The 22,178-nt window shown below is 66.4% G+C and carries 19 protein-coding genes; 5 read left to right on the top strand and 14 right to left on the bottom strand.

The features are described 5' to 3' along the window. Positions 1 to 158 precede the first annotated feature (158 nt). The gene (gene flbT / locus ACQR2C_RS10110; RefSeq protein WP_315715996.1) at positions 159 to 584 is read left to right on the top strand and encodes a flagellar biosynthesis repressor FlbT; all 426 of its coding nucleotides are present in this window, start codon (positions 159 to 161) and stop codon (positions 582 to 584) included. 178 nt (positions 585 to 762) lie between these two features. Here flbT and ACQR2C_RS10105 read toward each other — a convergent pair whose 3' ends face one another. From ACQR2C_RS10105 to ACQR2C_RS10060, 10 genes are all read right to left on the bottom strand, one after another. Continuing rightward, the gene (locus ACQR2C_RS10105) at positions 763 to 2,310 is read right to left on the bottom strand and encodes a flagellin (protein WP_434881035.1); all 1,548 of its coding nucleotides are present in this window, start codon (positions 2,308 to 2,310) and stop codon (positions 763 to 765) included. Positions 2,311 to 2,656: 346 nt separating this feature from the next. Continuing rightward, positions 2,657 to 4,093, bottom strand: a complete 1,437-nt coding sequence (locus tag ACQR2C_RS10100) for a pyridoxal phosphate-dependent decarboxylase family protein (protein WP_434881100.1) — start codon at positions 4,091 to 4,093, stop codon at positions 2,657 to 2,659. A 68-nt stretch (positions 4,094 to 4,161) separates the two neighbouring features. Continuing rightward, positions 4,162 to 5,352 (bottom strand): ATP-grasp domain-containing protein, encoded by a 1,191-nt coding sequence (locus tag ACQR2C_RS10095; protein WP_315804351.1) that lies wholly within the window; start codon positions 5,350 to 5,352, stop codon positions 4,162 to 4,164. Positions 5,353 to 5,404: 52 nt separating this feature from the next. Continuing rightward, positions 5,405 to 7,033: a hypothetical protein gene (locus tag ACQR2C_RS10090; protein ID WP_434881034.1), complete on the bottom strand. Its 1,629-nt coding sequence runs from the start codon at positions 7,031 to 7,033 to the stop codon at positions 5,405 to 5,407. Positions 7,034 to 7,044: 11 nt separating this feature from the next. Beyond that, entirely contained in the window at positions 7,045 to 7,851 is an 807-nt protein-coding gene (locus ACQR2C_RS10085) for a hypothetical protein (RefSeq protein WP_315804314.1), read from the bottom strand. 93 nt (positions 7,852 to 7,944) lie between these two features. After that, positions 7,945 to 9,816 carry a flagellar protein gene (locus ACQR2C_RS10080; RefSeq protein WP_434881033.1) on the bottom strand — a complete coding sequence of 624 codons (1,872 nt, stop codon included), beginning with the start codon at positions 9,814 to 9,816 and terminating at the stop codon, positions 7,945 to 7,947. 15 nt (positions 9,817 to 9,831) lie between these two features. Further along, on the bottom strand, positions 9,832 to 11,694 hold the full coding sequence (flgK, locus tag ACQR2C_RS10075; RefSeq protein ID WP_434881032.1) for a flagellar hook-associated protein FlgK: 1,863 nt from the start codon (positions 11,692 to 11,694) through the stop codon (positions 9,832 to 9,834). A 44-nt stretch (positions 11,695 to 11,738) separates the two neighbouring features. After that, positions 11,739 to 13,544, bottom strand: a complete 1,806-nt coding sequence (locus ACQR2C_RS10070; protein WP_316182988.1) for a flagellar hook-basal body complex protein — start codon at positions 13,542 to 13,544, stop codon at positions 11,739 to 11,741. A 296-nt stretch (positions 13,545 to 13,840) separates the two neighbouring features. After that, a complete protein-coding gene (gene msrB / locus ACQR2C_RS10065) occupies positions 13,841 to 14,344 on the bottom strand; it encodes a peptide-methionine (R)-S-oxide reductase MsrB (protein ID WP_434881031.1) in 504 nt (167 codons plus the stop codon). Positions 14,345 to 14,441: 97 nt separating this feature from the next. Then, positions 14,442 to 15,872 (bottom strand): NAD(P)/FAD-dependent oxidoreductase, encoded by a 1,431-nt coding sequence (locus ACQR2C_RS10060; RefSeq protein WP_315804319.1) that lies wholly within the window; start codon positions 15,870 to 15,872, stop codon positions 14,442 to 14,444. 105 nt (positions 15,873 to 15,977) lie between these two features. Here ACQR2C_RS10060 and ACQR2C_RS10055 point away from each other — a divergent pair, with 105 nt between their 5' ends. Together ACQR2C_RS10055 and ACQR2C_RS10050 are read left to right on the top strand one after the other, a co-directional pair. Then, positions 15,978 to 16,520, top strand: coding sequence for a SixA phosphatase family protein (locus tag ACQR2C_RS10055; RefSeq protein WP_315804320.1), 543 nt, complete (start codon positions 15,978 to 15,980; stop codon positions 16,518 to 16,520). Between the two features lie 51 nt (positions 16,521 to 16,571). Further along, positions 16,572 to 16,997 carry a universal stress protein gene (locus ACQR2C_RS10050; RefSeq protein WP_284420907.1) on the top strand — a complete coding sequence of 142 codons (426 nt, stop codon included), beginning with the start codon at positions 16,572 to 16,574 and terminating at the stop codon, positions 16,995 to 16,997. A gap of 486 nt (positions 16,998 to 17,483) precedes the next feature. On the opposite strand, the gene ACQR2C_RS10045 is transcribed toward ACQR2C_RS10050, so the two are convergent. The 3 genes from ACQR2C_RS10045 to ACQR2C_RS10035 all read right to left on the bottom strand — a co-directional run bounded on the left by ACQR2C_RS10045 (position 17,484) and on the right by ACQR2C_RS10035 (position 19,563). Further along, a complete protein-coding gene (locus ACQR2C_RS10045) occupies positions 17,484 to 18,224 on the bottom strand; it encodes a class I SAM-dependent methyltransferase (RefSeq protein WP_434881030.1) in 741 nt (246 codons plus the stop codon). 71 nt (positions 18,225 to 18,295) lie between these two features. Beyond that, the gene (locus ACQR2C_RS10040; protein WP_434881029.1) at positions 18,296 to 18,883 is read right to left on the bottom strand and encodes a YdcF family protein; all 588 of its coding nucleotides are present in this window, start codon (positions 18,881 to 18,883) and stop codon (positions 18,296 to 18,298) included. Between the two features lie 89 nt (positions 18,884 to 18,972). Further along, positions 18,973 to 19,563 (bottom strand): hypothetical protein, encoded by a 591-nt coding sequence (locus ACQR2C_RS10035; RefSeq protein WP_434881099.1) that lies wholly within the window; start codon positions 19,561 to 19,563, stop codon positions 18,973 to 18,975. 48 nt (positions 19,564 to 19,611) lie between these two features. On the opposite strand from ACQR2C_RS10035, the gene ACQR2C_RS10030 reads away from it, so the two are divergent. Continuing rightward, positions 19,612 to 20,046, top strand: a complete 435-nt coding sequence (locus tag ACQR2C_RS10030) for a hypothetical protein (RefSeq protein WP_315712681.1) — start codon at positions 19,612 to 19,614, stop codon at positions 20,044 to 20,046. 66 nt (positions 20,047 to 20,112) lie between these two features. On the opposite strand, the gene ACQR2C_RS10025 is transcribed toward ACQR2C_RS10030, so the two are convergent. After that, entirely contained in the window at positions 20,113 to 20,619 is a 507-nt protein-coding gene (locus ACQR2C_RS10025) for a ferritin-like domain-containing protein (RefSeq protein WP_316239268.1), read from the bottom strand. A gap of 388 nt (positions 20,620 to 21,007) precedes the next feature. Here ACQR2C_RS10025 and ACQR2C_RS10020 point away from each other — a divergent pair, with 388 nt between their 5' ends. Then, complete coding sequence (locus tag ACQR2C_RS10020; RefSeq protein ID WP_315804325.1) at positions 21,008 to 22,099, top strand: lysylphosphatidylglycerol synthase transmembrane domain-containing protein; 1,092 nt, start codon at positions 21,008 to 21,010, stop codon at positions 22,097 to 22,099. Positions 22,100 to 22,178: the final 79 nt, after the last annotated feature.

The following is a 22,178-nucleotide window of genomic DNA, read 5'->3' as shown; positions in this document are numbered from 1 at the left end:
CCATTTACCGTCCGTTAACCATGATCGGAAAGGATTGCTGCGCGCCGACCGATCGAGCGCGCAGACTTCCCGCGCGATTGAGACTGGCAGCTGGACCGGTCATCGGCCTCGACGCGGCAGGTTCGGCGCCACGCCGATTGCGGCAACGGAGAATGAGAATGGCCCTGAAAGTCGAACTGAAGCCGCATGAGCGCATCATCATCGGCTCCTGCGTGATCACCAATACCGACCAGCGCGCGCGCCTCCTGATCGACGGCGAGAACATTCCGATCCTGCGCGAAAAGGACATCCTGACGCCGGAGACGGCCGACACGCCGGCCAAGCTCGTCTATCTTGCGGTCCAGCTGATGTACATCTCGCCGGGGGCAGATGCGGATCACGGCACCTATTTCAACCTGCTGCGCGACATCATCACGACGGTGCCGAGCGCCTGGCCGATCATCGAGGCGATCAACGGCCATATCCTGAACGGCGATCTCTATCAGGCCCTGAAGGAAGCCAAGAAGCTCGTCGCCTACGAGAAGAAGCTGATCGAGCAGGCTGAAGCCGAACAGCAGGACAAGCCGGTGAGCTCGGCGGCCTGAGCTTTCGCGTCCTCACATCGGAAGGCCCGGCTCGCCAGTCGCGAGGCCGGGCCTTCCGATTTTTGCGCGCCCGCCATGCTCCGCCGCCAGCAACGTCGGACCTTCCATGTCGTCCGATGAAAAAGCGGCGGGGTTTCCCCCGCCGCCTTGGTTTTCGAGAGATGACGATGCCTTCGGATCAGCGCAGGAGCTGCAGCACGCTCGCCTGCGACTGGTTGGCGAGCGACAGCGCGGACACCGCGATCGACTGGCGGGTCGACAGCGCCTGGCTGTTGGCCGCTTCCTCGTTGGTGTCGGCCAGCGTCAGGTTCGACGAGCCGGTCTGCAGCACGTTGATCAGGTTCTTGTTGAAGTCCTGACGAACCTGCACGACCGACAGGTTCGAACCCAGCGTCGAGGCCTCGTTGCGCAGCGTGGAGCTCGCCGTGGTGAGCACGCCGATCACCTTGTTCGCCGAGTTGTTGTCGAGGAAGTCGGTGCCCGAGGTCAACGTCGAGAGGCCGAGGCCCGCGGAGTTGAAGGTCACGCCGGTGATCGACAGCGTCGACTTGCCGTTCTCGTTGAAGGTCAGCTTCAGCGTGTCGCCGTTCAGCAGGTTGACACCGTTGAACGACGCATCGCTCGCGGTCGTGTTGATCTGCGCCAGCACGTTGTTGTACTGCGAGACCAGGCTCGCGCGCTGCGTCTGCGCGGTGACATCCGCCACCGGAGCCGCCGCCGTCAGGCCGTTGAAGGACTGGCTGGAAGCCGCCGCCGTACCGCCGATCGCGCCGATCGTGGCGGACGCCGCGTCGTTGGTCGTGGTGAGGGTGATCTTGCCGGTCGACGAATCGATCGAGGCCTGCAGGTTGTTGGCTGCGAGCTTGGCGTTGAGATCGTTCAGCGACTTGACCTGTCCTGTCCCCAGACCGAACGTGATGCTGGTCGCCGTGCCACCTCCTGTGGCGCCGACCGTCAAGGTCTGTCCCGACAAGCCATCGCCGACGGCAGTCAGCCCGAGCTTGGCCAAGGTGCCGCTGCTGCCCGAGAGCGTCAATCCCGCCGCCGGCGGCGTCAGGGTGATCGCACCCGCGGTGATCGACGCCGTCACGCCGGTCTGGGTCTGGATCGCCGACAGCAGGTTGCTGACGCTGTCGCCGATGCCGATGTTGGTGCCCGTCGAGGACGTGCCGGTGATGAAGGTGAAGGTGGTGCCGTTGACGACCAGCGTCTCACCCGACGTGATGCCGGTGGAGAGGTCGTTCGACGAGGTGCCCGACGTACCCGACAGCTTGGTCGAGCCGGTGATCGCCGCCGGAGTCGTATTGTCGTTCTGGACGACCGAACCGGTCACCGCCGTCGAGCTGGAGCCGAGCAGGTCGGTGGCGGTCGCACCGGTCAGGGCCGCCGAGGTCACGCTCGACTTGGTGGAGTAGCCCACCGCGCTCTGCAGAACCTGGTTGGCGATCGACTTGGCACTGTCGACGAGCTTCTGCAGCGAGGTGATGCCGGTGTTGGCGGCCTGCAGCACCTGCACGCCGTTGCCGATGCCGTCGAGCAGATTGGAGATGTCGGAAGCGCGGTTGTCGAGACCCTGGGCGGTGAAGAAGTTGGTCGGATTGTCGAGCGCCGAGTTGACCTTCTTGCCCGTGGAGAGATTGTTCTGGGTGGTGGCGAGGAGCTGAGCTGTCGACTGGAGCGACAGCAGATTCTGGCGCACCGACGCCGAGAGGACGATACCTGACATTTTCATACCCTTCTGGTGTGAAATAAGCCCCGATCCCTTCGAGATCAGGGTGAAGCCCAGGTCGACTTGAGCGACCCGGACGACGGGCGTCACGGTGAATGGCAGTGGCTAACAAACGCTGAAGGGTTGCGGGGCGCAGCCGCCTCAATCAGCAGAACAGGCGCATCGGCGCGGCTCATTGCCGCGTCATCACGCAAGAACGCCCCTTGAAAAGGCTCATTGATTCAACAAACGCACCCGTCATTCACAACGTGTCAACCACCTTTGGAAAGGTTTCGACACGCGCGGCTACATTCCGTCGGCGGTCGTCATCGACCAGCGGACGATGCCTAGATGCGGTTTGCGATCAGAGCGCCAGCGGCGGAGCTTCGATCTCGATCAACGGCGTGAGACCGGCCGCGCGCTGGCGGCCGAACATGAGGACCGCCGCAATCAGCCGGTCGATGTCGCTCGTCCCGGTGCGATGATTGACGATCGCGGCACGGATCGCCAGCCGTCCGTCGAGCATCGTGGTCGACGGTGCGGCGAGGCCGGATTCGTGGATGTCGGCGACGATCTCGCCGTTGAGCGCATCGGCATCGTCTGCGCGATAGCGGAAGCAGACGATGTTGAGATTGACCGGCGCCAGCAGCTCGAGCTCGGGCTCGGCGCGCACCCGCGACTCCAGATGGCGCGCGAGCTCGCAGCTTCGCGCGATCACGGCACCGAGCGCGTCCGTGCCGAACGTTCTCAGCGTGAACCAGGTCTTCAGCGCCCGGAAGCCGCGCGACAGATCAGGACCGAGATCACAGGGCCATTCGGCGCCCGCCGCGAGACCGCGGGTTTCCCGGCGCAGATAGGCGGCCGGCGAGGCGAAGGCGTCACGATGCTTGGTGCCATCGCGCACCAGCAGGAAGCCCGCATCGTAGGGCACCTGCCCCCATTTGTGAAAATCCAGCGCAATCGAATCCGCCAGCTCGATGCCGGCGAGCTTCGGTGCGAGCTCCGCTGACAGCATCGCGAGCGCACCGAAGGCGCCGTCGACGTGAAACCAGAGCCCCTCGGCACGGCAGAGCTCGGCAACAGCCGCGAGGTCGTCGATGGCGCCGATATCGACGGTGCCAGCGGAGGCGACGACGAGAAACGGATGCAGGCCCGCGGCGCGATCGCGCGCGATCGCGGTCCGCAGCTCGCCGACGTCGACGCGATGTGCGGCATCCACCGCGATGCAGCCGAGCGCGTCGCTGCCCAGTCCGCAGATGTCCGTCGCCTTGGCGATGCAGCCATGCGCCGCCTTCGACGTGTAGGCGCGCAAGCGCCGCCCCTCCTCACCGAGACCCGCCGAGCGAACCGACGCGCCGAGCTCGGCGCGGCGCGCCACCAGCACCGCCATCAGGTTCGCCATCGAGGTGCCGGTGACGAAGATGCCGCTGGCGCATACCGGAAAGCCGAACAACTGGCGCGTCCAGTCGACGACCTGCCGCTCGATCTCGATCGGCGCATGGTCGCGGCCGCCGAGATTGGCGTTCAGTCCGGCAGCCAGCATCTCGGCAAGCATGCCGACCACGGTGCCGCCGCCGTGCACCCAGCCCATGAATCCGGGATGCACGTTGCCGGTCGCGTAGGGAACGACGAGCTCGCTGAAATCGCGATAGACCTCGGCGAGATCGGTCGGCGCATGCGGCAGCGCGCTGCGGAAGCTCTGCCGTGTCGCCGGCGACATCGGCTGCCACACCGGCCGGTCGCGGATATCGGCGACATAGTCGATCATGTCGTCGAGCATGCGATGACCGAGCGCGCGCATCTGGTCCCAATGTTGCGGATCGAGCGTCTCCGCCGTCCGCGACGCGGGATCGATGCGCAGCCCGGCGGTCACGCCGCCTGCTCCGCCCGCGACGCGGCGCGCTTCTCGATCATGGCCGCGAAGGCCGCGAAGATCTTCTGCATCTGCGGCGGCTTGTAGGGGAAGATCTCCGGCGAATCCATGTTGTGGACGACGGCTGTATTGTCGGCCTCGAACACCAGCAGCGCGCCGTCCCTGGTCTCGGCGCAATCGATGATGAAATAGTCGAGGCCGACGCGCGCGGCGATCGCATCGAGCACGCTGCGATGACGGCGGCCGAAGCCGATGTCGAAGGTCTGCATGAAGGTCGCCTCTTCGAGGCGCTTGCTCTCGCTGCCGGCCATGTTGGCGTTGAGGTACCAGATGTCCCAGCGCCGCGCGATCGCCATGTGGCAGGCGTAGGCCGTGCCGTCGACGAACACGATGCGGTACTTGCGGAACTGGCCGTCCTCGCTGGCATAGTCGACGAAGCGCGAGACGAAGAACTCCTGCTCGTCGCGCTCGTCGAGATAGAGCGACAGCTCGAGCGGCTCGTCGATCTTCTCGAGGCCGACGCCGGCATGCGAGCCGCGCGGCCGCACGATGACCGGGAAGGCGAGCGAGTGGTCGACGTCGGTGATCCATTCGCGCTCGTCGGCGATCTCGATCAGGCGCTCGCGGTCGACGGGGATGGTCGCCGGAATGGTGAGTCCGTCGATGCAGGCCAGCAGCGCATGCAGCTTGTCGCGGTCGAGATGCCAGATCCGCTCCGGCGGATTGAGCAGCGGACGCGGCCAGCGCGCCGCGACAGCATCGATCTCGCGCAGCGCGTGCTGGCAATCCTCGGAATCGGAGGCGATGACGATGGCGACGTCATGGGCCGGCAGCGGTGCCAGCAGGTTCGCGCCTGGAACGACGTAGAGCAGCAGCAGCTCGAAGTCGGTATCCTCGAGCAGGAACTCGATCGGCGTGTTGCTGCCCATGTCGGTGGCCGCAGCGAGCGCGAGCACGCGCAGGCGCGGCGTCTCGCTCTTGCAGCGCACGCGATAGAGCTGCTGCGACTGCAGCACGTCGTGCTGGATTGCAAGCCCGGACGATTTCTCGCCGATGAGCTGCGCGATCAGCGCCAGGTCGAGCCCCTCGCCCGGCTCCGCGCGGCCGTCGAGCAGCTTGGCGAGCAAGGCGGCCCACAACGGTTTCAGGTCCTGGCCGTCGAAGGCGGCCTTGGCGAGCTTGGCCATGCCGACGCGGTCGGCACATCCTGCGCCGGTGGCGTCGGCCAGCGCGAGCAAATCAGTCGGCATTGCAGATGTCCCTGAGATCCTGGCTGCTCAGATCCGATACGAGCAGCTCTGTTTTGGCAACGATGTCGGCGACGCGGTCGATGTCGGATTCGAGATTGACCCGGGCGGCGGTGACGTCGTCACACCATGCGTCCGTCACCTGGCGCGCCCCGATGCACAGCCGCAGCGCGGCCGTCGGCGCCTCGCCCGCGCATTCGATCCGCACCGGCTGGCCGATCAGGCACTGGCGCGCGGCAACTTCGGCTGCTCGCCCGGTGAAGCGGCTGCCCAGATCGCGCTGCAGCGCGCGATATACCGCCTGCGTCTCACCGAGGCCGAGCGGGCCGCCGTCACGCTGGAGCGCGAACGGGAAGATGGTGGGAAAGCCGAACTCGCCATCGCTCGCATCCGGCGCAGGCGCGCGGGCGGCGATCGGACGCAGCGCCGGCGACAGCATCAGCAGGCTTTCGATGGACTCGCCGAGCTGCCGGATCGCCATCCGACGGAACGGCTCGGGCACGGCGTGATATGCGGCGATCTCCGCCAGCGCGGCTTCCCAGCGCAGCCATTGGCCTATATTGGCGCGCGGCGCCGTGCGCGCGCGCAGATCCGTCCAGGCGAGCGGCCAATCGCTGCGATTGACATAGTCGAACAGGCCGGGCGCGATCGGATGTCCGCAGCGCAGCGCAGCCGCTGCGGCCGCGGGCACCAGCAGGGCGCCGCTGAAGGCGGGTCCGCCGAAGAACTTCGCGCCCGTGACGAGCACCAGATGGCCGCGATCGAGATGGGCGCGCAGCCGCGCCGCGCCGAGCCGCATCTGGCAGGCATCGACGACGACCTGCACGCGCCCCGGCCAGCGCCGCGCCACCTCGTCGAGGCAGCCCATGTCCGGCGCGCGCCAGCCGAGCTTGGAGGACTCCATGACCTGCAGCAGAACGCTACGGCCGTTCCGCACCAGCGTCCCGACGCTGTCGAGCACCTCGGCATCGATATCGCCGCGCGGCTGCATCGATGCGCCGTCGAGCAGCGGCAGCGACACGGCGTCGCCCGAGAGCCCCTCGATCGGCGTGTTCGTCCGCACCGCCAGGCCGTTCGCCGTCCGCGTGCTGAAATGGTGTCCCCGGGCGCTCGCGGCAGTGCCGCTTCCGGTCTGGTCGCTGCCGACGACGATGCTCGTGACGCTCTCGCCGAGCATCGCCCGCACCAGCGCCAGCGCATGCAGTTGCGAGTCGGTGCCGGACGGCGAGAACACGATGTCGATGTCGTCGGCAAGGCCGAGATGTCCGCGCAGTTCGCAGCGCATCTCCTCGGTGCGCCGGTCGAGCGCGGCGTCGAGGCCGAGCGAGATCGCCGCATGCATCAGTTGCTCGCGCGCCAGCTCGACGCGCGCATAGGCGCGTTCCGAAATCGGCGACGCCGTGCTCGATGCGAAGCACAGCACATCGGGTTCGGGCGACGGCCCGCAGCCATAGACGTTGCGGCCCCAGGGGCGATCGAGCGCCAGGCGGGCGTCGCCGCCATCGATCAGGAGATCGCCGAGCAGGGCAAACAGATCACGCAGTCCGGCCGCGACGCCCTGCTCGCGCCGGTCGATGCGGGATGGCTGGGAGATCTGCGACCGGGTTGCCGCCGGGGTCATGGTACGGATCGTCAGGCTGCGTCAGCCGCAGCAGCGGTCGGAACCGCCACCGCCGAGGCGAATTGCGAGGCGACATTGCCATGGAAGACGGACGGACCGACGTGATCGAGCCGGCTGTCGAGATCGGCCCAGATCTCGCCACCGAGATCGGTCCATCGTCTGCAGAACGCGAAATCCTCGCTGAGATAGGTGCCGGTCGCCGGATCGATCATGCATTCGAACAGCGCGAAGCGGTTCGGGCTGCCGGCCAGCGCATCCTGCGAATGCTCGCGGAAGAACTGCAGCGGCGCGTAGGCCGGATGCGCGATCATCGCCTCGATGACGCGGCGGCGGATCATCAGGAAGCCGGTGCCGGCATAGCGCACGCGGGTAAAGCCGTTGACCACCGCGACGTGGTCCGGATTGTCAATCTCCAGCACGTAGTCGAGCGACGCCGCCGGCACGTCCATCCGGTTGTCGTTGATGGCGCGGCGCGCCTTGCTCCAGTTGACCTTCTTGACCGGATAGACACCGGCGACCATGTCGCCGCCGGACTCGATCAGCCGGAAGACCTGCCTGGGCGTAAAGCCGATGTCGGCATCGACGAACAGCAGATGGGTTGCTGTGGGATCATTGAGGAACAGGGTGACGAGATTGGCCCTCGCCCGGGTGATCAGCGCATCACCGTCGCGCATGTGGACGGTGAGGCCGACGTTGGAGGTGGCGCGCAACTCGCGCTGCAGGGCGAAGATCGAGCTCGCATAGATGCTCGACACCTGGCCGCCGAAGCATGGTGTCGCGACCACCAGATGAATGCGCTCGTCGGTTCCGTCACTCACGTTCCGCCTCCAGACAAAGAGGCTCTCGCCCCAGATCTGAACAAAAGCTAAAGAGACGTGGTTAACGAAAACCTAACCGCCGTCCCCGGGGCGCTACAGATATTTCACCAGCGTCAACTGGGCGAGCATCGCCGTCGTCTGGTAGGACGCCTGGAGGTTGGTCTGGAGCTGCAGGATCTGGCTCGCCACCTCCTGCTGCGAGATGCCCTCGGTCTGGTCGACCATGGCCTGCATTGCCGCCTTGGCCTGGGTCTGGCGCGCCGTGGCGTCCTTCATCGTGGTCTGGGCGTTGGCGAACTCGGTCTGGATGTCCGAGATCGCCTGCTGGCCAAGCTGCGGCGTCAGGTTGGCGGCGATGCGCTGGCTGAGCGCGCCGATCTGCTGCGGGGCATTCGCACCCGCCGGCGGCGTGTTGACGGCGGCATAGACCGCGGTCTGCTGCACGAGGTTGCGGATCGCAAACTCGTTGCCCTGGGCGCCGAACTGAATGCTCTGCGCCGTGTCGATCCGGATGGTCGCGCTCGACCGCGCCGAGCCGGGACCGCTGTTGCCGGTGTACCAGGCGACGGTGTTGGCCGAACCGTTGACGAGGCTGGTCGCCGACCCCAGCGGCGAGCCGGAGACGCGCAACGGCGGCGTCGGCGCCGTCACGGTGCCGGAGAAGCCGAGCGCCCCGAACGCACCCGCGTTCGAGCTCGACACCGAGAAGCTGGCGGCGTCGTCGGTGCGCAAGGTGATCACGCCGCCGCTGACCGTCGACGGCGTCGACGTGCCGCTGAGCGTATCGATCTTCGACAGCAGCGTCTGCACGCTGTCGCCGACATTGATCTGGTTGTTGCCGTTGGCGCCGGAGGCGACGAAGGTCAGCGTCTGTCCGTTGACGGTGATGGTGTCGCCGGTTGCAAAGCTGGTCGCGATCGAGTCGGAGCCCGCACCGCCCGACAGCAGCGTCGCTCCGGTGATCGGAGCCGGCGTTGCGAGCTTGTTGTTGACCACGGTGCCCGACACGGAGCTCGCCGTGTTGAAGAAGTTGTCACCGGCGACGACCGCCGAGGCGGCGGTCAGCGAGGTGTTGGCCAGCGTCGACAGCGCCGTGTTGAGCGCCGCGTTGAGATTGGCGGAGGTGGCCGCGGGCGTGGCACCGATGGCGAACGTATTGGTCGGCGCCGGCGTCGTGGTGGACGCCGTCAGCTTGATCGATTCCGAGGTGCCGTCGGGCAGCTTGAAGGTGAAGCTGATCTGGTCGCCCGCATTCGGATTGCCGGCGGTGAGATCGACCGAGATGCCCGCGGGCGAGCCGGACGGTCCGGTCACCGTGGCGTTGGTCAGCGACGACGTCACCCCGCTCAGCTTGAAGCCGAACGGCGAGCCGGCGACGTCCTCCGCCAGCGTGATCGGCATGGTGGCCGACGCCGACAGGTTGAGACGCCCGAGACCGTTGAGCCCGAGATCCGCCTGCTGCCGCTCGGCGATGACCTGCTTCAGCCCGGCCTGCGTTGTGGTGCCGTTCAGGATGTCGTCGGCCGATGCGATCGCCGGCCGGTCGGTGGCGCTGCCGGAGAAAATGTAGCGGTCGCCGACCTGCGTGTTGAGGATGCCGGTGATCGCCGACAGGTTGGACAGCGCCGTCAATTGTCCCGTGGTCTGGCCAGTGCTGGTCAGGTTCTGTGGTGTCGCCGAGGCGCCACTCTGGACCTGGTCATGAATCTTGGACAGCGACTGCAGCGAGGTATTGACCGCGCCGATCACGGTATTGACGTGGGTCATCGTCAGCGTGAACGCCGAGATGTTCGACAGCTGCGCCCGCGCCGCGATCGCGAACCCCTCGTCGGGCCCCATGCCGGCGTAGTTGTTCGCCTTGACGCCGCTCGAGAGCTGCGTGGAAAGGTCCGCGAGCTGGCTCGTGATGTTCCGCACGGACAGGCCGAGCAGAGAGCTTCCGTAATTGACACTGCTGATCGTCATCTTACACGCGCCTCACTAAAACGCCTGGAGCAGGCTCTGCATCATGCTTTGCACGACCGACATGATATGGGCGTTTGCCGCATAGGTGTTCTGGACCTGGATCAGGTTGGACATCTCGCTGTCCATGTTGACCCCCGCGGTGCCCTGGAACTTCTCCTTCAGCGTGCTGACCACGACGGCCTGGCCCTGGCTGAGCTGGGTCGCCAGCGTCGACGCACTGCCCTGCTGGCTGACGAATTGCTGCAGATAGCCGGACACCGTGCCCTGGAACGGCTGCGCCGCCGAGCCGAGGCCGGTGGTCGGCGAGTAGCTGAAGGTCGCCGAGGTGAGCTGCGCGAACAGGAAGTCCGGCCGCGTCGAGTCGCCGGCCGCGGTCTGCGGCGAGGTCGAATAGGTCGACAGCTTGGTCGGATCGTTGAGCAGCGCCGGGTTGACGTTGAGCCGCCCGGCGAGCCCCGTCATCTGCGAGCCCGTCGAGGTGATTGCGCCGGTGTAGAGCGCGCCGCCGTCGGTGAACACCGGGAGCTGCGCATTGCCGCTGGCAAGCGTCTGCGTCGTGGTGGTGGCCGAGGCCGCCTTGACGGTCGCCTGGCTGGTGCCGTCGTCGGTGATCCGCAGCGTGCTGCCGGAGGGATTGGAGAACTGCAGATGCGCCGACCCGAGCGCGCTGTTGAGCTGCGACACCACCGAGGCCATGCCGAGCGAGAAGTCGACGCCGACATAGGACGGGTTGGCGCCGGTGGCATTCTGCAGCGGCAGCGCAGCGGGATCGTTGACGTTGACGACCTTGATCTGACGCTGGACGTTGCTCGAGTCCGTGTAGGTCAGGTTGATGGTGTTGCCCGCCAGCAGCCCTGATGTCGAGACGTCGAAGCCCGCCGGCGGCCCAGCCACCGCGGTGCCCGCCGTGGTCTTGTCGGACAGTGCCGAAGCCATCGTCGCCGCGAGCTGGTCGACCTGGGTCTGGGCCTGCACCAGGGTCTGGTCGCGCAGCTTGAGGTCGGCTGCGATCTGGCCCGAGTTCAGCAGATTGTTCGACACGACGTCGAGCGACACGCCGTTCGACAGCTTGATGTTGAGCTGGCCGACGCCGGTCTTGGTCGGATCGCTGTTGTAGAGCGAGGTGGCGTCGAGCGTCCCCGGCGAGGAGAAGGTGAACTCCGAGCTGAGGCCCGCGCCGACCAGCTGGATGCCCGAATTGGTGAATATGCTCGTGCCGTTGGTCGGGTCGGACACGACGCGGATATCGACATATTTGGCGAGCGTGTTGATCGCGTTGTCGCGCTGGTCCTGCAGGGTCGCCGCCAGCGGGTCGGAGCTGTCGAGGCCCTGCAGCTGCGTGTTGAGCGTCGCAATCTGCTTGATCGCCGCGTTGGCCTGCGTGACCGAATTGCCGATGTCCTGCTCGACATTGCTGCGCAGGGTCTGGATGCCCTTGGTGGTCGCGTTGAGCTGCAGCGCCACGCCCTGCGCCGCCGACAGCGCCACCGACTGCGCCGACTGGTTGCTCGGATTGTTCGACAGCGACTGCAGCGCCGTGGTGAAATTGTTCAGCGCCGTCTCGAGCGTGCCGCTGCCGCCGGGCGTACCGTACACGGTCTGCAGCTGGCTCAGGATGTTGGCCATCTGATTGGCGTAGGTCCCGCCCGAGGTCTCGGTGCGGAGCTGGTTCTGGACGAACAGATCGAGCTGACGGTTGACGCCGGTCGTCGTCACCGTCGAGCCGAAGCCGCCGCTGGCGACCTCGATCTGGTTCGGGTTCTGCGCGACGTAGCCGGGGGTGTTCGCGTTGGCGACGTTCGACGAGATGATCGAGAGCGCGGCCTGCGTCGAACGCAGGCCGGACATCGCGGTGGCGAGGGCAGAACTCAAACCCATGTGCGGTAGCCTTATGTCAATTCAACTGCCACGTCTCAGCGCGATCAGCGCAGCACGTTCAGAAGATCCTGCACCATCGAATTGGCCGTCGTGATCACCTTGGTGTTGGCCGAATAGGCCTGCTGGGTCACGATCAGCTTGGTGAACTCGTCGGCGATGTCGGTGTTCGAGCCTTCCAGCGAGCCGCCCGAGATCTTGCCGGTCGCGCCGATGATGGCCTGGCCGGACTGATCGGTCGCCTCATAGGCGCCGCCGTCGAGCGCCTTCAGGTAATTGGTGCCGTTGAAATGCGACAGCGTCACCTGCGCCAGGTTGATGGTCTGGCCGTTGGAGAAGGTGCCGGTGACGACGCCGCTGTTGTTGACGGCGACCGACTGCAACTGACCGGCGGCGAAGCCGTTCTGATTGATCTGGTTGATGGTCGCCGAGCCGATCGTGCTCGCATATTGCGTCAGCGCGCCCGAGGAGATGTTGAGGCTGACGGTACCGAGCGTGGTGCCGTCGACCACGACGTTGGGGATGGAGATGTTGGAGGTCGTCGGCGACACCAGCGAGCCGTCGGAGGCGAACTGGAAGTTGGTGCCGACGTTCTGCCACGCCACGGTCGAGCCGGTCGCGTTCGAGTCGGTCTGGTAGAACAGGTTCCAGGTGTCCTTGTGGCCGGTGCCGAGCGTCGCGCTGTCGACCTTGCCCCAGCGCAACTGCACGTTCACCGGCGTGCCCGACGAGTTGTAGGCCGTGACCGCGCCGCCAGAGATCGTCTCGTTGTTGAAGTTGGTGAGATCATTGCCGATCACGATGCCGGTGCCGGGACTCGCCGTGCGCGTCAGTGCCACCGGTGACGTAAGGCCGAGCGCGGTGAAACCCGGGGACGCGCTGCTCATGGTCCAGTCCTCGCCGCTGCCGGAATGCAGCGTGATCTTGCCGGCAGTGATGGTCGGCGTCACGCCGGTGACGGCCGCGATCTTCGCCATCAGCGTGCCGACGGAGTCGCCGACATTGATCTGGGTGCCCGAGGCGCCGGAGGCGACGAAAGTGAAGGTGATGACGTCGCCCGCGCTGCCGGTCATGGTGATCGTGTCGCCGGTGGCAAAGTTGCTCGTGATCGAATCGGTGGCCGCACCACCCGACAGCAGCGTCGACGTGGTGATGTTCGCCGCGTTCTTGTTGACCGCCGTACCGCCGGTGACGGTGGAGTCGGCGTAGAAGTTGGTGCCCACCGGCAGCGGCACGTTGGAGAGGTCGGCCGAGTTGAGGCCGCCGGCCGCGACCAGGGTGCCGGTCGCGGCATTGCCGCTCGCGGCGGTCTTCGGCTGCGTCGGCAGGTTGGCGGCGTACTGGATTGCGGTCGTCGCCTGCGCCGGCACGAAATTGTTGGCGAATTGCAGCACGGTCGGCACGTTGCCGGTGGCGTTGCCGGTCTTCGGATCGACCGCGACGCCCATCAGGTAATAGCCGGCGCCGTTGATCAGGTTGCCGTTGGCGTTGAGCTGGAAGTCGCCGCGCCGGGTGTAGTTGGTGACGCCAGTGAAGACCGGCACGTTGTCGACGACCGAGGAGGCCTTCTGCACGTTGAAGAAGCCGTCGCCGTTGATCGCCATGTTGGTGGCGACCGAGGACGTCGAGACGGTGCCCTGGGTGGTGATGGTGGCCTTGGCGAAGGCGGTGACGCCGCCGGCATTCTGGCGCGTCGGGTTGGTCGCGTTGGGGATGAGGTCTTCGAAGCTGGTGCCGATGCCCTTGTAGCCGACGGTCGACGCGTTCGCGATGTTACCGGAAATGTTCTGCAGCGCGAATGATTGAGCGGACAGACCGCTCACCGAAGTATTCATCGCGTCGAAGATACCCATACCAATCTCTCCACTGTGATGCCGGTGACAGGTCGGCCCGCACCGCGTTTCGTGGAGAGCTGTCGCAATCGCTGTGCCAGATGCGAAAATGCTGTGAAATCAGCGGGTTGAAAAACAACAACGTCAAAAAACCGGCGTCAAAACTGGTGAACAATTGCCGAGCCGGCAGTTCTTGCCGGGCCGGACGCGCCAAATCGCGCTCCGGCGCGGCCGCTCGTCACGGCTGCCGGCGCGTCCTCAAGACCCCCATCTGAGCCTTGAACGGACGAGCCGGAATATCCGGGCGCAGATTCCCGTCAGGTCGACGACGGATTTGCCGGGTGGAACGTGAGCGACAGCCCGTCCATGCAGTAGCGCAGGCCGGTCGGCTTGGGGCCATCGTCGAACACGTGGCCGAGATGGCCGCCGCAGCGGCGGCAATGCACCTCGGTGCGGACCATGCCGTAGGTCTTGTCCTGGCGGGTCGCCACGGCATTGTCGAGCGGCCTGAAGAAGCTCGGCCAGCCGGTGCCGCTGTCGAACTTGGTGTCGGAGGAGAACAGCGGCAGGTCGCAGCCGGCGCAGGCGAAGGTGCCCTTGCGATGCTCCTTCAGCAGCGGGCTGGTCCAGGGCCGCTCGGTGCCCTCCTCGCGTAGGATCTCGTATTGCTGCGGCGTCAGTTGCGCGCGCCACTCGGCCTCGGTTTTCTCGACCTCGAACTTCTCGGCGGCGCGGGCCGGCGCGGAACCGCCGAGCCAGCGCAGGGCGGCGAAGCCGAACAGTCCGGCGGCGGTGGTCAACATCAGGCGGCGGTCGATCATGGCGGTCTCCGTACGGCGATGGGTTACCGGATCTACGGATGGGATCCCGCGAAGTTACGTCGGGCGCGGGCGCGGCGGCTCACTTTCTTGCGAGGTGTCAGCCCTCCCCGGCGTCGGGATGACGGTTCAGATCGGATGGCTGCGGCCGCAGCGGCAGCCGCGAGCCGGGCCGCTCGGCCGCCCGGCGCCGCGCTTCGGCCGCCCGGATCTCGCGCATGCGCTCCTGCGCACGCACGCGCTCGCGGTGTCGCGCCAGCGTTCCGGCCGCGGCGGAGCGGCCGCGGACCCAGAGATTGACGACATGCCCGGCAACCCGGCCGCTGACGCCGCCGGCCCAGACCAGCTCGAACGGCGAGAACAGCTTCCAGCGATCGTCGCCGGCGAGGATCGCCTGGGCGATCAACTGTCCGGCCATCGCCGAGGTGTTGAGCCCCTGCCGGCCGAAGCCGCTCGCGACCCACAGGCCTTTGCGGAGCTGGCCGATCTGCGGCATGCCGTGCACGGTCTGGCCGGTGACGCCGCCGAAGGTGTCGGCGATCTCGACCCGGCCGAGCTGCGGAAACACCGTCCGGATCCGGCGCTGCAGCGCCGCGGCAAATCCGCTGGGCCGCGCGTCCCAGGTCGTCTCCGGGCTCGCCCACATCAGCCGGTCACCGTCGACGATTCGGAAATGATCGATGCCGTCGGTGTCGCTGACCGATCCCTGGAAGGAAATCGCCTCGGCGAGGCGCTCGCCGAGCGGCGCGGTGACGCCGCCATAGCGCCACACCGGCAGCAGCGTATCGGACAGCTTCTGCAGCGGCGCGCCGAGATGGATGTTGCCGGCCAGCACGATGTGCGAGGCGCGCATCCGCGCCGACGGCGTCACGATGCGCTTGCGCACGCCCGACGCATCGATGCTGACCACCGGCGTGTCCTCGAAGATCCGCGCCCCGGCCTTGTGCGCGAGCCGCGCCAGCGCGTGAACGTACCTGCGGCCGTCGAGCTGGAACGCCTTGGGATAATGGACGCCGTGGAAGTAGCGGTCGGTCTTGAGCTCGGTCCTGACGCGCTCGACCTGCCAGCCCTCGACCTCGGTGTCGAAATCCTCGTGCAGCATCTGCAGGCGGCGGATCAAGGCGTCGCCGGCGTCGACATTGGAGACTTCGAGCGCGCCCTCGCTGAGCCCGATGCCCGGCATCGCTGCCTCGGTGGCCTGGGCGCGGATGAACTCGGCACCGGACCAGGACAACGCCCATAGCGCCCGGGCATGCGCGAGCCCGACGCGCTCGATCAGATCCGGCAGCGGCAGGTCGAACCCAGGCATCACCGTGCCGATCATGTGGCCGGATGCGTTCCACCCGACCTGGCGGCCTTCCAGCACCGCGACGCTCGCCCCCTGCCGGGCCGCGCACAATGCCACCGTCAAGCCGGCCAATCCCGCCCCGACCACGCAGACGTCGACGTCGAGGTCGAAATTCAGCCTGGTGCGGCCGTGTGCACCTGCGGCATCCGCGTCATCGTTCACGCTTGTGGAAGTCTCGCTCATGGCGTTTTCTTAGCGAACCCTGCGCCGGACGTCATGACGCTTTTAATGGCGACAAAGAGACGTGGTACAGCCGGACCCAGCCTGAACGATTCGAGACGGAATTCCATGCGCCGATTGATGCTGCTGCGCCACGCCAAGACCGAGACTGACGCGCCGACCGGCCGCGACCAGGACCGCCGTCTCGACGAGCGCGGGCACCAGGATGCCGCCATGATCGGCGATTTCATCGCCAGCCACCCGCCGGTGCCGGAGCTGGTGCTGGTCTCGACCGCGGTCCGGGCACAGCAGACCTGGGACCTCGCGCTTGCGGCGATGAAGGACCGTGTCCCGGCCCCGCAGGTCGAGACCGTTCCCGGGCTCTACGGCGCCGAGCCGATGCAGATGCTGCATCACATCCGCCTCGCGGCAGTGCACGATCCGAAGCAGCTCCTGCTCGTCGGGCACAATCCCGGAATGCACGAGCTCGCGCTGGCGCTGACCGGCGGGGGCGATTCAGAGGCCCGCCACGAGCTGATGCGCAACATGCCGACCGCGGGTTTGGCGGTGCTCGATTTCGACACCGACGATTGGGGCGACGTCAGCTTCACCCGCGGCCGTCTCCTGAGATTCGTCACGCCCAAGCTGCTCAAGCATGGCTCGGTCGATTGACAGGCAGGTCCGGTCCGGCGCGTAATCCCGGCGGACAGAGGAGGACCTTCGATGTTCAACTCGATTCTGGTGCCGATCGATCTGGCCGACACCGACCTCGCCAAGCCCGCCATCGCCACCGCGGCCACGTTGGCACAGACCTGGAGCGGCACGGTGCATCTGCTCAACGTCATGCCGATGACGCCGGTGATGCTCGCCGAATACGTCCCGGCCGATTTCGACGCGCAGCAGCGCGAGACCGCCGAGGAAGCGCTGTCGATCGTGGCGCGCGAATCCGGCATCCCGGCGGAGCGCATCAGCTATACGGTGCGCCAGGGCGGCATCTATCACGAGATCCTCGAGGAGGCAGCCAAGGTCAAGGCCGACCTGATCGTAATGACCTCGCACCGCCCGGCGATGCGGACCTACTTCCTCGGCAGCAACGCCGGCCACGTCGTGCGCTACGCCAAGTGCTCGGTGCTCGTGGTGAGGCCGTAAGACGCGGCCCGTCCGACGCATCCTGCGCGTGGACCAATTTCCACTTCGTGGTCATTGCCATTGCATTGGCGTTTCTCGATCATATTGTCCGACCGAAGCGCCGACTGAGGACACCGTCATGAGATGGCCTCTGCCTTATCCAAGGGCTGGTGACGTATTGGGTATCCTATTCATCGTCGCGCTGCTTTGCCTTCTCGTTTCTGGCTTCTACTGGTTTCCCAATCCTAATCCGAATACCGGATTTGGTCCGGACTGGGATTGCACTCCTGTCCCCAATGGCCAACCGATCTGCATCAAAAAGATAGGTCAGTGAACGCAGTCCGCTGACGGAATGAACCACGCGGTTGTCCGAATGCCCCCGATCATGCGTCGGCGTGATCTCGATCGAGATCTTGCTTCGGTTGGCTGTGAATAAGGATCCGGCTAGCGTGAAACGATCCCATCGAATCTCACGCGCGTGTTGGAAGACCCTGAGCAAGTGTTGGGTCAGACGGGCGGAGCCCGAACGGCGCGGGCAAGCCAGAAGCTGCGCTCGCCGTTGGCCGGCTCGCCGACTGACTGTGCGATCAGTTCGAATCCATTGTCGCGCAGCAACGCAGCGTACTCGGACGGATCGAGAGACGCATGATAGAGCGGATCGCCGCGGTAGGACCCGATGGCTTCGCCATGTGCGGGTCCGGCGTTGAACAGCAGCACGCCGCCCGAAGCCGCGCAGGCCGCGAAGATCGGAAACATGCGCCGCTGGTCATCATGTCCGAGATGGAAGAAGCTGTCCCACGCCAACACCCCGTCAAATCGCCGCCCTGAGGTCCACGACCGCATGTCGGCAACGACCCATTCCTGATCCGGCATTCGCGTCCGACACAGCGCGATCATCGTCGGCGAGCTGTCCACCCCGGTGACGGAAAATCCTTGCGCCGAGATGTGCGCTGCGACCGGCACACCACCCCCGCAGCCGAGATCGAGCACGTTCGCGCCCGGCCGCAGGAGCGTAACGAAGCGTTCGATGGGAGGCTTGTCAGTCCAGGCGGCCGCGCGGCGGTCAGCGTCCCACGCCAATGCGTGACGCTCATAATGGGCGACGATCCGGCTCGCACCTCGGCTCATGGAAGCTCCGTCATAGAGGTAGGGTCGGCAAAGGCGCGCCCGATCAGCGTGCTTGTCCGTGCCATCTGAGGGCGCCGTGCCCACCGTCTCGCGCGGATGGAGAGACGGTGGGCACATCATCGTGCGGCTCGCGCGCCCCGATGACTTTGCCCACCCTACGGGGCTCGCACCTTTGCCTCGAGCTTTGCGCCTCACGGCCACTCCGCAATGTAGCCCTTCGCCTTGTACGGCGCGATCTTGTCCCATTCGCCGAGCACGCGGCGGCGGAATTCGGGATGTGTGTGCCAGAGATGGCGCGGGACGCCGAAGCCGTCCACCGTCAGCAGCATCTTCTCCACCTCGGGCGAGTGCCGCTGCAGGGTCATCGCGTAGCGCCGCGCGGTCCAGCTGTTGCCGAGACAGATCACGCTGCCGACATTGGCGAGGCCGAGCGCGGCGTCGATCACCGGCAGCGCGAGCACGACGTTCTCGCCGGTGTTCGTGGCATGATGCTCTTCGAGGATGCGCTCGGCCGGAACGCCGCGCCTCACCATGGCGGCCTTGATCAGCGTACACTCCGAAACATCCGCGCCCGGCGTGATGCCGCCGCTGACGATGGCGTGGCGGAAGTAGCCCTGCTGCCATAGCTTCGCCGCCGTCTCGGCACGCAGCTCCTCGTCGACGCGGGTGCCGAACACGAACAGCAGATCGGCCGGCCGCAGCGGCGTGTCGGCGAAATGCCGCGCGTTGATCGCGGCGATCTCGGCGTCATCCGGCCTGCGCAGCGCGCGATCCTGCATCGTCCCACTCCGAAAGCGACTCGCTCAGTCTGGCATGGTGCGCGAAATCTGCACGATCACATTCGGTGACCGGCGATGAGATTGCGTGATCACGGCAGCATCGCGGCCGGAATGTCCGTGAACGTGTAGCTGCGCGGCCTGTTGCGGGTGATGAAGCCGCCGACATACCAGGCGAACAGCGCGGCGAAGCCGATCAGGAACAACGCGCCCGACCATTCGGCGATGACGAGCGCACGCACCAGAAGCCCGGCCATCGCGACGGCGAGCAGCGCGATCGCGGCGAGCGCCGCGCCGTAGGTGAAGCGGCCGAGGCCCGCGGTCAGCCGCGCGTTGCTGCCGCTGACGGCGAGCCGCGCATGCAACCCGAGAATGAAGGCGCGATAGGCCTCGCTCTGCGGCGCCATCAGGGCAGCCGTCTGCCACGAGACGGAGATGATGCCGAGGCGGCGGCCGTCGCGATGGGTGACGTCGGCCCGAAAACGCTTCGCCTGCATCGACACCGGTCGGTAGGACAGCCGGATCGCGACGATCTCGGCGTAAGGCCACAGGCCGGTACGGCCGGCGAACCGCCACGACAGGCCCTGCTCCGTCAGTTCGAACTGGTGCGCGGCCCCGATCAGCGACGCCTTGTAGGCGTAGCGGATCGTATCATCGCCGGCCGTGGTGGTGCGCTCGGAAATGGATCGGTCCTGTTGCGTGTGGCACGCGCCTTATCCTACAAGCGGAGCATGAGCGAAACGATCTATTTTCCGCGCCATTTGATCCTGGCCGGGGCGATGGCCGCCGGCGTGCTGCTGGCGCTGGCGGTGCACATGCTCGGCGCCCGCTACGGGCTCGATCTCGGCGGCCTGTGGCAGACCGAGAGCGGCGCCTTCATGCCGGCGGGATCGGCGATCGCATGGTGGCTGATCGCCACCGTCGGGTTCTCCTCGGGCTACTTCATCGCCAACATCATGCACAGCGCGGTGTCGGGCGAGATCCCGCAGCGGATGCGCAACTTCCTGGTCGTGGTCGGCGTCCTGATGCTGGCCGGCATCGGCCAGGCGATCTCCGGTCCGAGCCCCGTGCCGTCGGCCTCGGGCGTACTGGCAGGCCTCGCCGCGCTCTGCCTCGGCGCCCTGATGGCGTTCTGCGGCGCCAACTTCGCGCTGCGCAAGACCTGACCGGCGCGATCCGCCGACGCCGCGCGGGCGACCCGCGCGGCGTTTTGCCTCATCAACGATCGAGCGTCAGCTCGCGGCGCGCAGGTTGACGCTGGTCTCGGCGAGCTTGGTCAGCTTCATGTCGGTCGCCTTCTCCTCGTCGAGCGTCTTCTGCAGCACGGCGGCGCAGTCGCTGCGGCCGAGCTGCTTGGCCCAGGCGATCAGGCTGCCGTAGCGGGTGATCTCATAGTGCTCGGCCGCCTGGCCGGCATTGATCAGGGCGGCGTCGAGCACGGTCTTATCCGCGACCTCGCCGGCGACCTCCTCCGCCTCTTCGATGATGCCGTCGATCGCCGGGCAGTCGACTGCCTTGGGCGCGATGCCATGCATCTCGAACACCTGCTCGAGCCGCTTCACATGCGTCCTGGTTTCGTCGAGATGGGCCAGAAAACCCTGCTTGAGCTTCTGATCCGTCGCCTTCTCCGCCATCTTGGGCAGCGCTTTGACGAGCTGGTTTTCGGCGTAATAGATGTCCTGCAGCTGATGAACGAACAGATCGTTCATCGTCTTGATGTCCTTTGTGAACAATCCCATTTGCTTCACGTCCTCCTGGTTCGGGAACATGGCAGGTCCCGCCCCCGACCGGTGGTCGCCATGTTCGCTGTGCTCGCGGGCGCTAACCGGCGGCAGCGGCGGTCGTTCCTGTGTCACCGAGCCTGCCGTCCGGAACCGGGCGCGGAGGACCAGGTTTGCCCGTGAAACTCGCGGGTAACCAGTTGGACCGAACTGAGGCGGACGGGCCGCCAGCTATGTGACCGGAGTGTGACAGACCTGCGCCGCATGGGTCGGAGCTGACCTGTGTCAAGGACTGCACAAGCTGCGCATTTTAGCATAAGAAACAGGCTGTCACGAATTGCCCGCCCCATCGATCAATGGTTTCGCCTCTTTTCCAAGATCTAGTACCGCCCCGCCGGGAGGATGAATGCAGCGCCTGCTGACCACGCTTGGGCGTGGCTTCAAGAAATGGATCGGCTGGAAGCGGCTGGGGATTGCAGCGAGCCTTGCGATCATCGCCTTCGCGATCACGACGCTCGTGCGCACGCTGAAGGGCGTCGACGCCGGCGTCATCCTGACCGCGCTCACCGAAATCCCGCCCGGTCACATCGCGCTCGCGGCCTTGTGTGTGGTCGGCGCGTTCTGCACGCTGACCTTCTATGACTATTTTGCGCTGCGAACGATTGGCAAGAAACACGTGCCCTATCGCATCGCGGCGATGAGCGCCTTCACCAGCTATTCGATCGGCCACAACATCGGCGCCACCGTGTTCACCGGCGGCGCCATCCGGTTCCGGATCTACTCCGACTACGGCCTGTCCGCGATCGACGTCGCCAAGATCTGCTTCCTATCGGGCCTGACCTTCTGGCTCGGCAATCTGTTCGTGCTCGGTATCGGCATGACCTTGCATCCGGCCGCCGCCACCGCGATGGACCAGTTGCCCCCGGCGGTGAACCAGTTGATCGCGATCGGCATCCTCGGGGCGATCTTCGCCTATCTCGGATGGCTGACCGCCGGCAAGAACCGGCGCCAGCTCGGCCAGAACGGTTGGAAGGTGGTGCTGCCCTCGGCGCAGCTCACGCTCGTGCAGATCCTGATCGGAGTGGTCGACCTCGGCTTCTGCGCGCTGGCGATGTACCTCCTCGTCCCCGCCGCTCCGCCGATCGATTTCCTGTCGCTGTCGGTGGTGTTCATCCTCGCTACCCTGCTCGGCTTTGCCAGCCATGCCCCCGGCAGCATCGGCGTGTTCGATGCCGCGATGCTGGTGGCGCTGCCGCAGTTCGGCCGCGAGCAGTTGCTGGCCACCCTGCTCGTTTTCCGCGTGCTGTATTTCGTGATCCCGTTCGCGACGGCGATCTCCATCATGGGCATCAGGGAACTCTGGCTGAATGTGGTCAAGCCGTGGCAGGAGCGGCGCCGGCTGCAGGGCGCGGTGTCGGACGAGATCGCCGCCAAGCGCGCCGCGACCACGGCGCACGCTGCGGTTCCCCAGCGCATCAAGCGGCACTCCCAGCGCTGAGCATCAATTCTCTCGCGGACGACGCAGCGGCTCGCCCCTCGGCCGGTTGAAGTCGCGTGCGATCCTCTTATTTCCGCCC

The organism is Bradyrhizobium sp. HKCCYLRH3061, from assembly GCF_051168015.1.
In the GTDB taxonomy this organism is placed as follows: domain Bacteria; phylum Pseudomonadota; class Alphaproteobacteria; order Rhizobiales; family Xanthobacteraceae; genus Bradyrhizobium.
Note: the sequence above shows the minus strand (reverse complement) of the source record. Positions and strands in the feature narration are given on the sequence as shown.

What these genes read in the sequence shown, in the direction of transcription:
- ACQR2C_RS10095 (WP_315804351.1), bottom strand. Translation starts at nt 5,352, where the DNA reads ATGGCCAAGCTCGCCAAGGCCGCCTTCGACGGCCAGGACCTGAAACCG.
- flgK (WP_434881032.1), bottom strand. Translation starts at nt 11,694, where the DNA reads ATGGGTTTGAGTTCTGCCCTCGCCACCGCGATGTCCGGCCTGCGTTCG.
- ACQR2C_RS10025 (WP_316239268.1), bottom strand. Translation starts at nt 20,619, where the DNA reads ATGGGATTGTTCACAAAGGACATCAAGACGATGAACGATCTGTTCGTT.
- ACQR2C_RS10030 (WP_315712681.1), top strand. Translation starts at nt 19,612, where the DNA reads ATGAGCGAAACGATCTATTTTCCGCGCCATTTGATCCTGGCCGGGGCG.
- msrB (WP_434881031.1), bottom strand. Translation starts at nt 14,344, where the DNA reads ATGATCGACCGCCGCCTGATGTTGACCACCGCCGCCGGACTGTTCGGC.
- ACQR2C_RS10090 (WP_434881034.1), bottom strand. Translation starts at nt 7,033, where the DNA reads ATGACCCCGGCGGCAACCCGGTCGCAGATCTCCCAGCCATCCCGCATC.
- ACQR2C_RS10080 (WP_434881033.1), bottom strand. Translation starts at nt 9,816, where the DNA reads ATGACGATCAGCAGTGTCAATTACGGAAGCTCTCTGCTCGGCCTGTCC.
- ACQR2C_RS10070 (WP_316182988.1), bottom strand. Translation starts at nt 13,544, where the DNA reads ATGGGTATCTTCGACGCGATGAATACTTCGGTGAGCGGTCTGTCCGCT.
- ACQR2C_RS10105 (WP_434881035.1), bottom strand. Translation starts at nt 2,310, where the DNA reads ATGTCAGGTATCGTCCTCTCGGCGTCGGTGCGCCAGAATCTGCTGTCG.
- ACQR2C_RS10100 (WP_434881100.1), bottom strand. Translation starts at nt 4,093, where the DNA reads ATGCGCGCGCTCGGTCATCGCATGCTCGACGACATGATCGACTATGTC.
- flbT (WP_315715996.1), top strand. Translation starts at nt 159, where the DNA reads ATGGCCCTGAAAGTCGAACTGAAGCCGCATGAGCGCATCATCATCGGC.
- ACQR2C_RS10040 (WP_434881029.1), bottom strand. Translation starts at nt 18,883, where the DNA reads ATGCAGGATCGCGCGCTGCGCAGGCCGGATGACGCCGAGATCGCCGCG.
- ACQR2C_RS10020 (WP_315804325.1), top strand. Translation starts at nt 21,008, where the DNA reads ATGCAGCGCCTGCTGACCACGCTTGGGCGTGGCTTCAAGAAATGGATC.
- ACQR2C_RS10055 (WP_315804320.1), top strand. Translation starts at nt 15,978, where the DNA reads ATGCGCCGATTGATGCTGCTGCGCCACGCCAAGACCGAGACTGACGCG.
- ACQR2C_RS10060 (WP_315804319.1), bottom strand. Translation starts at nt 15,872, where the DNA reads ATGAGCGAGACTTCCACAAGCGTGAACGATGACGCGGATGCCGCAGGT.
- ACQR2C_RS10050 (WP_284420907.1), top strand. Translation starts at nt 16,572, where the DNA reads ATGTTCAACTCGATTCTGGTGCCGATCGATCTGGCCGACACCGACCTC.
- ACQR2C_RS10045 (WP_434881030.1), bottom strand. Translation starts at nt 18,224, where the DNA reads ATGATGTGCCCACCGTCTCTCCATCCGCGCGAGACGGTGGGCACGGCG.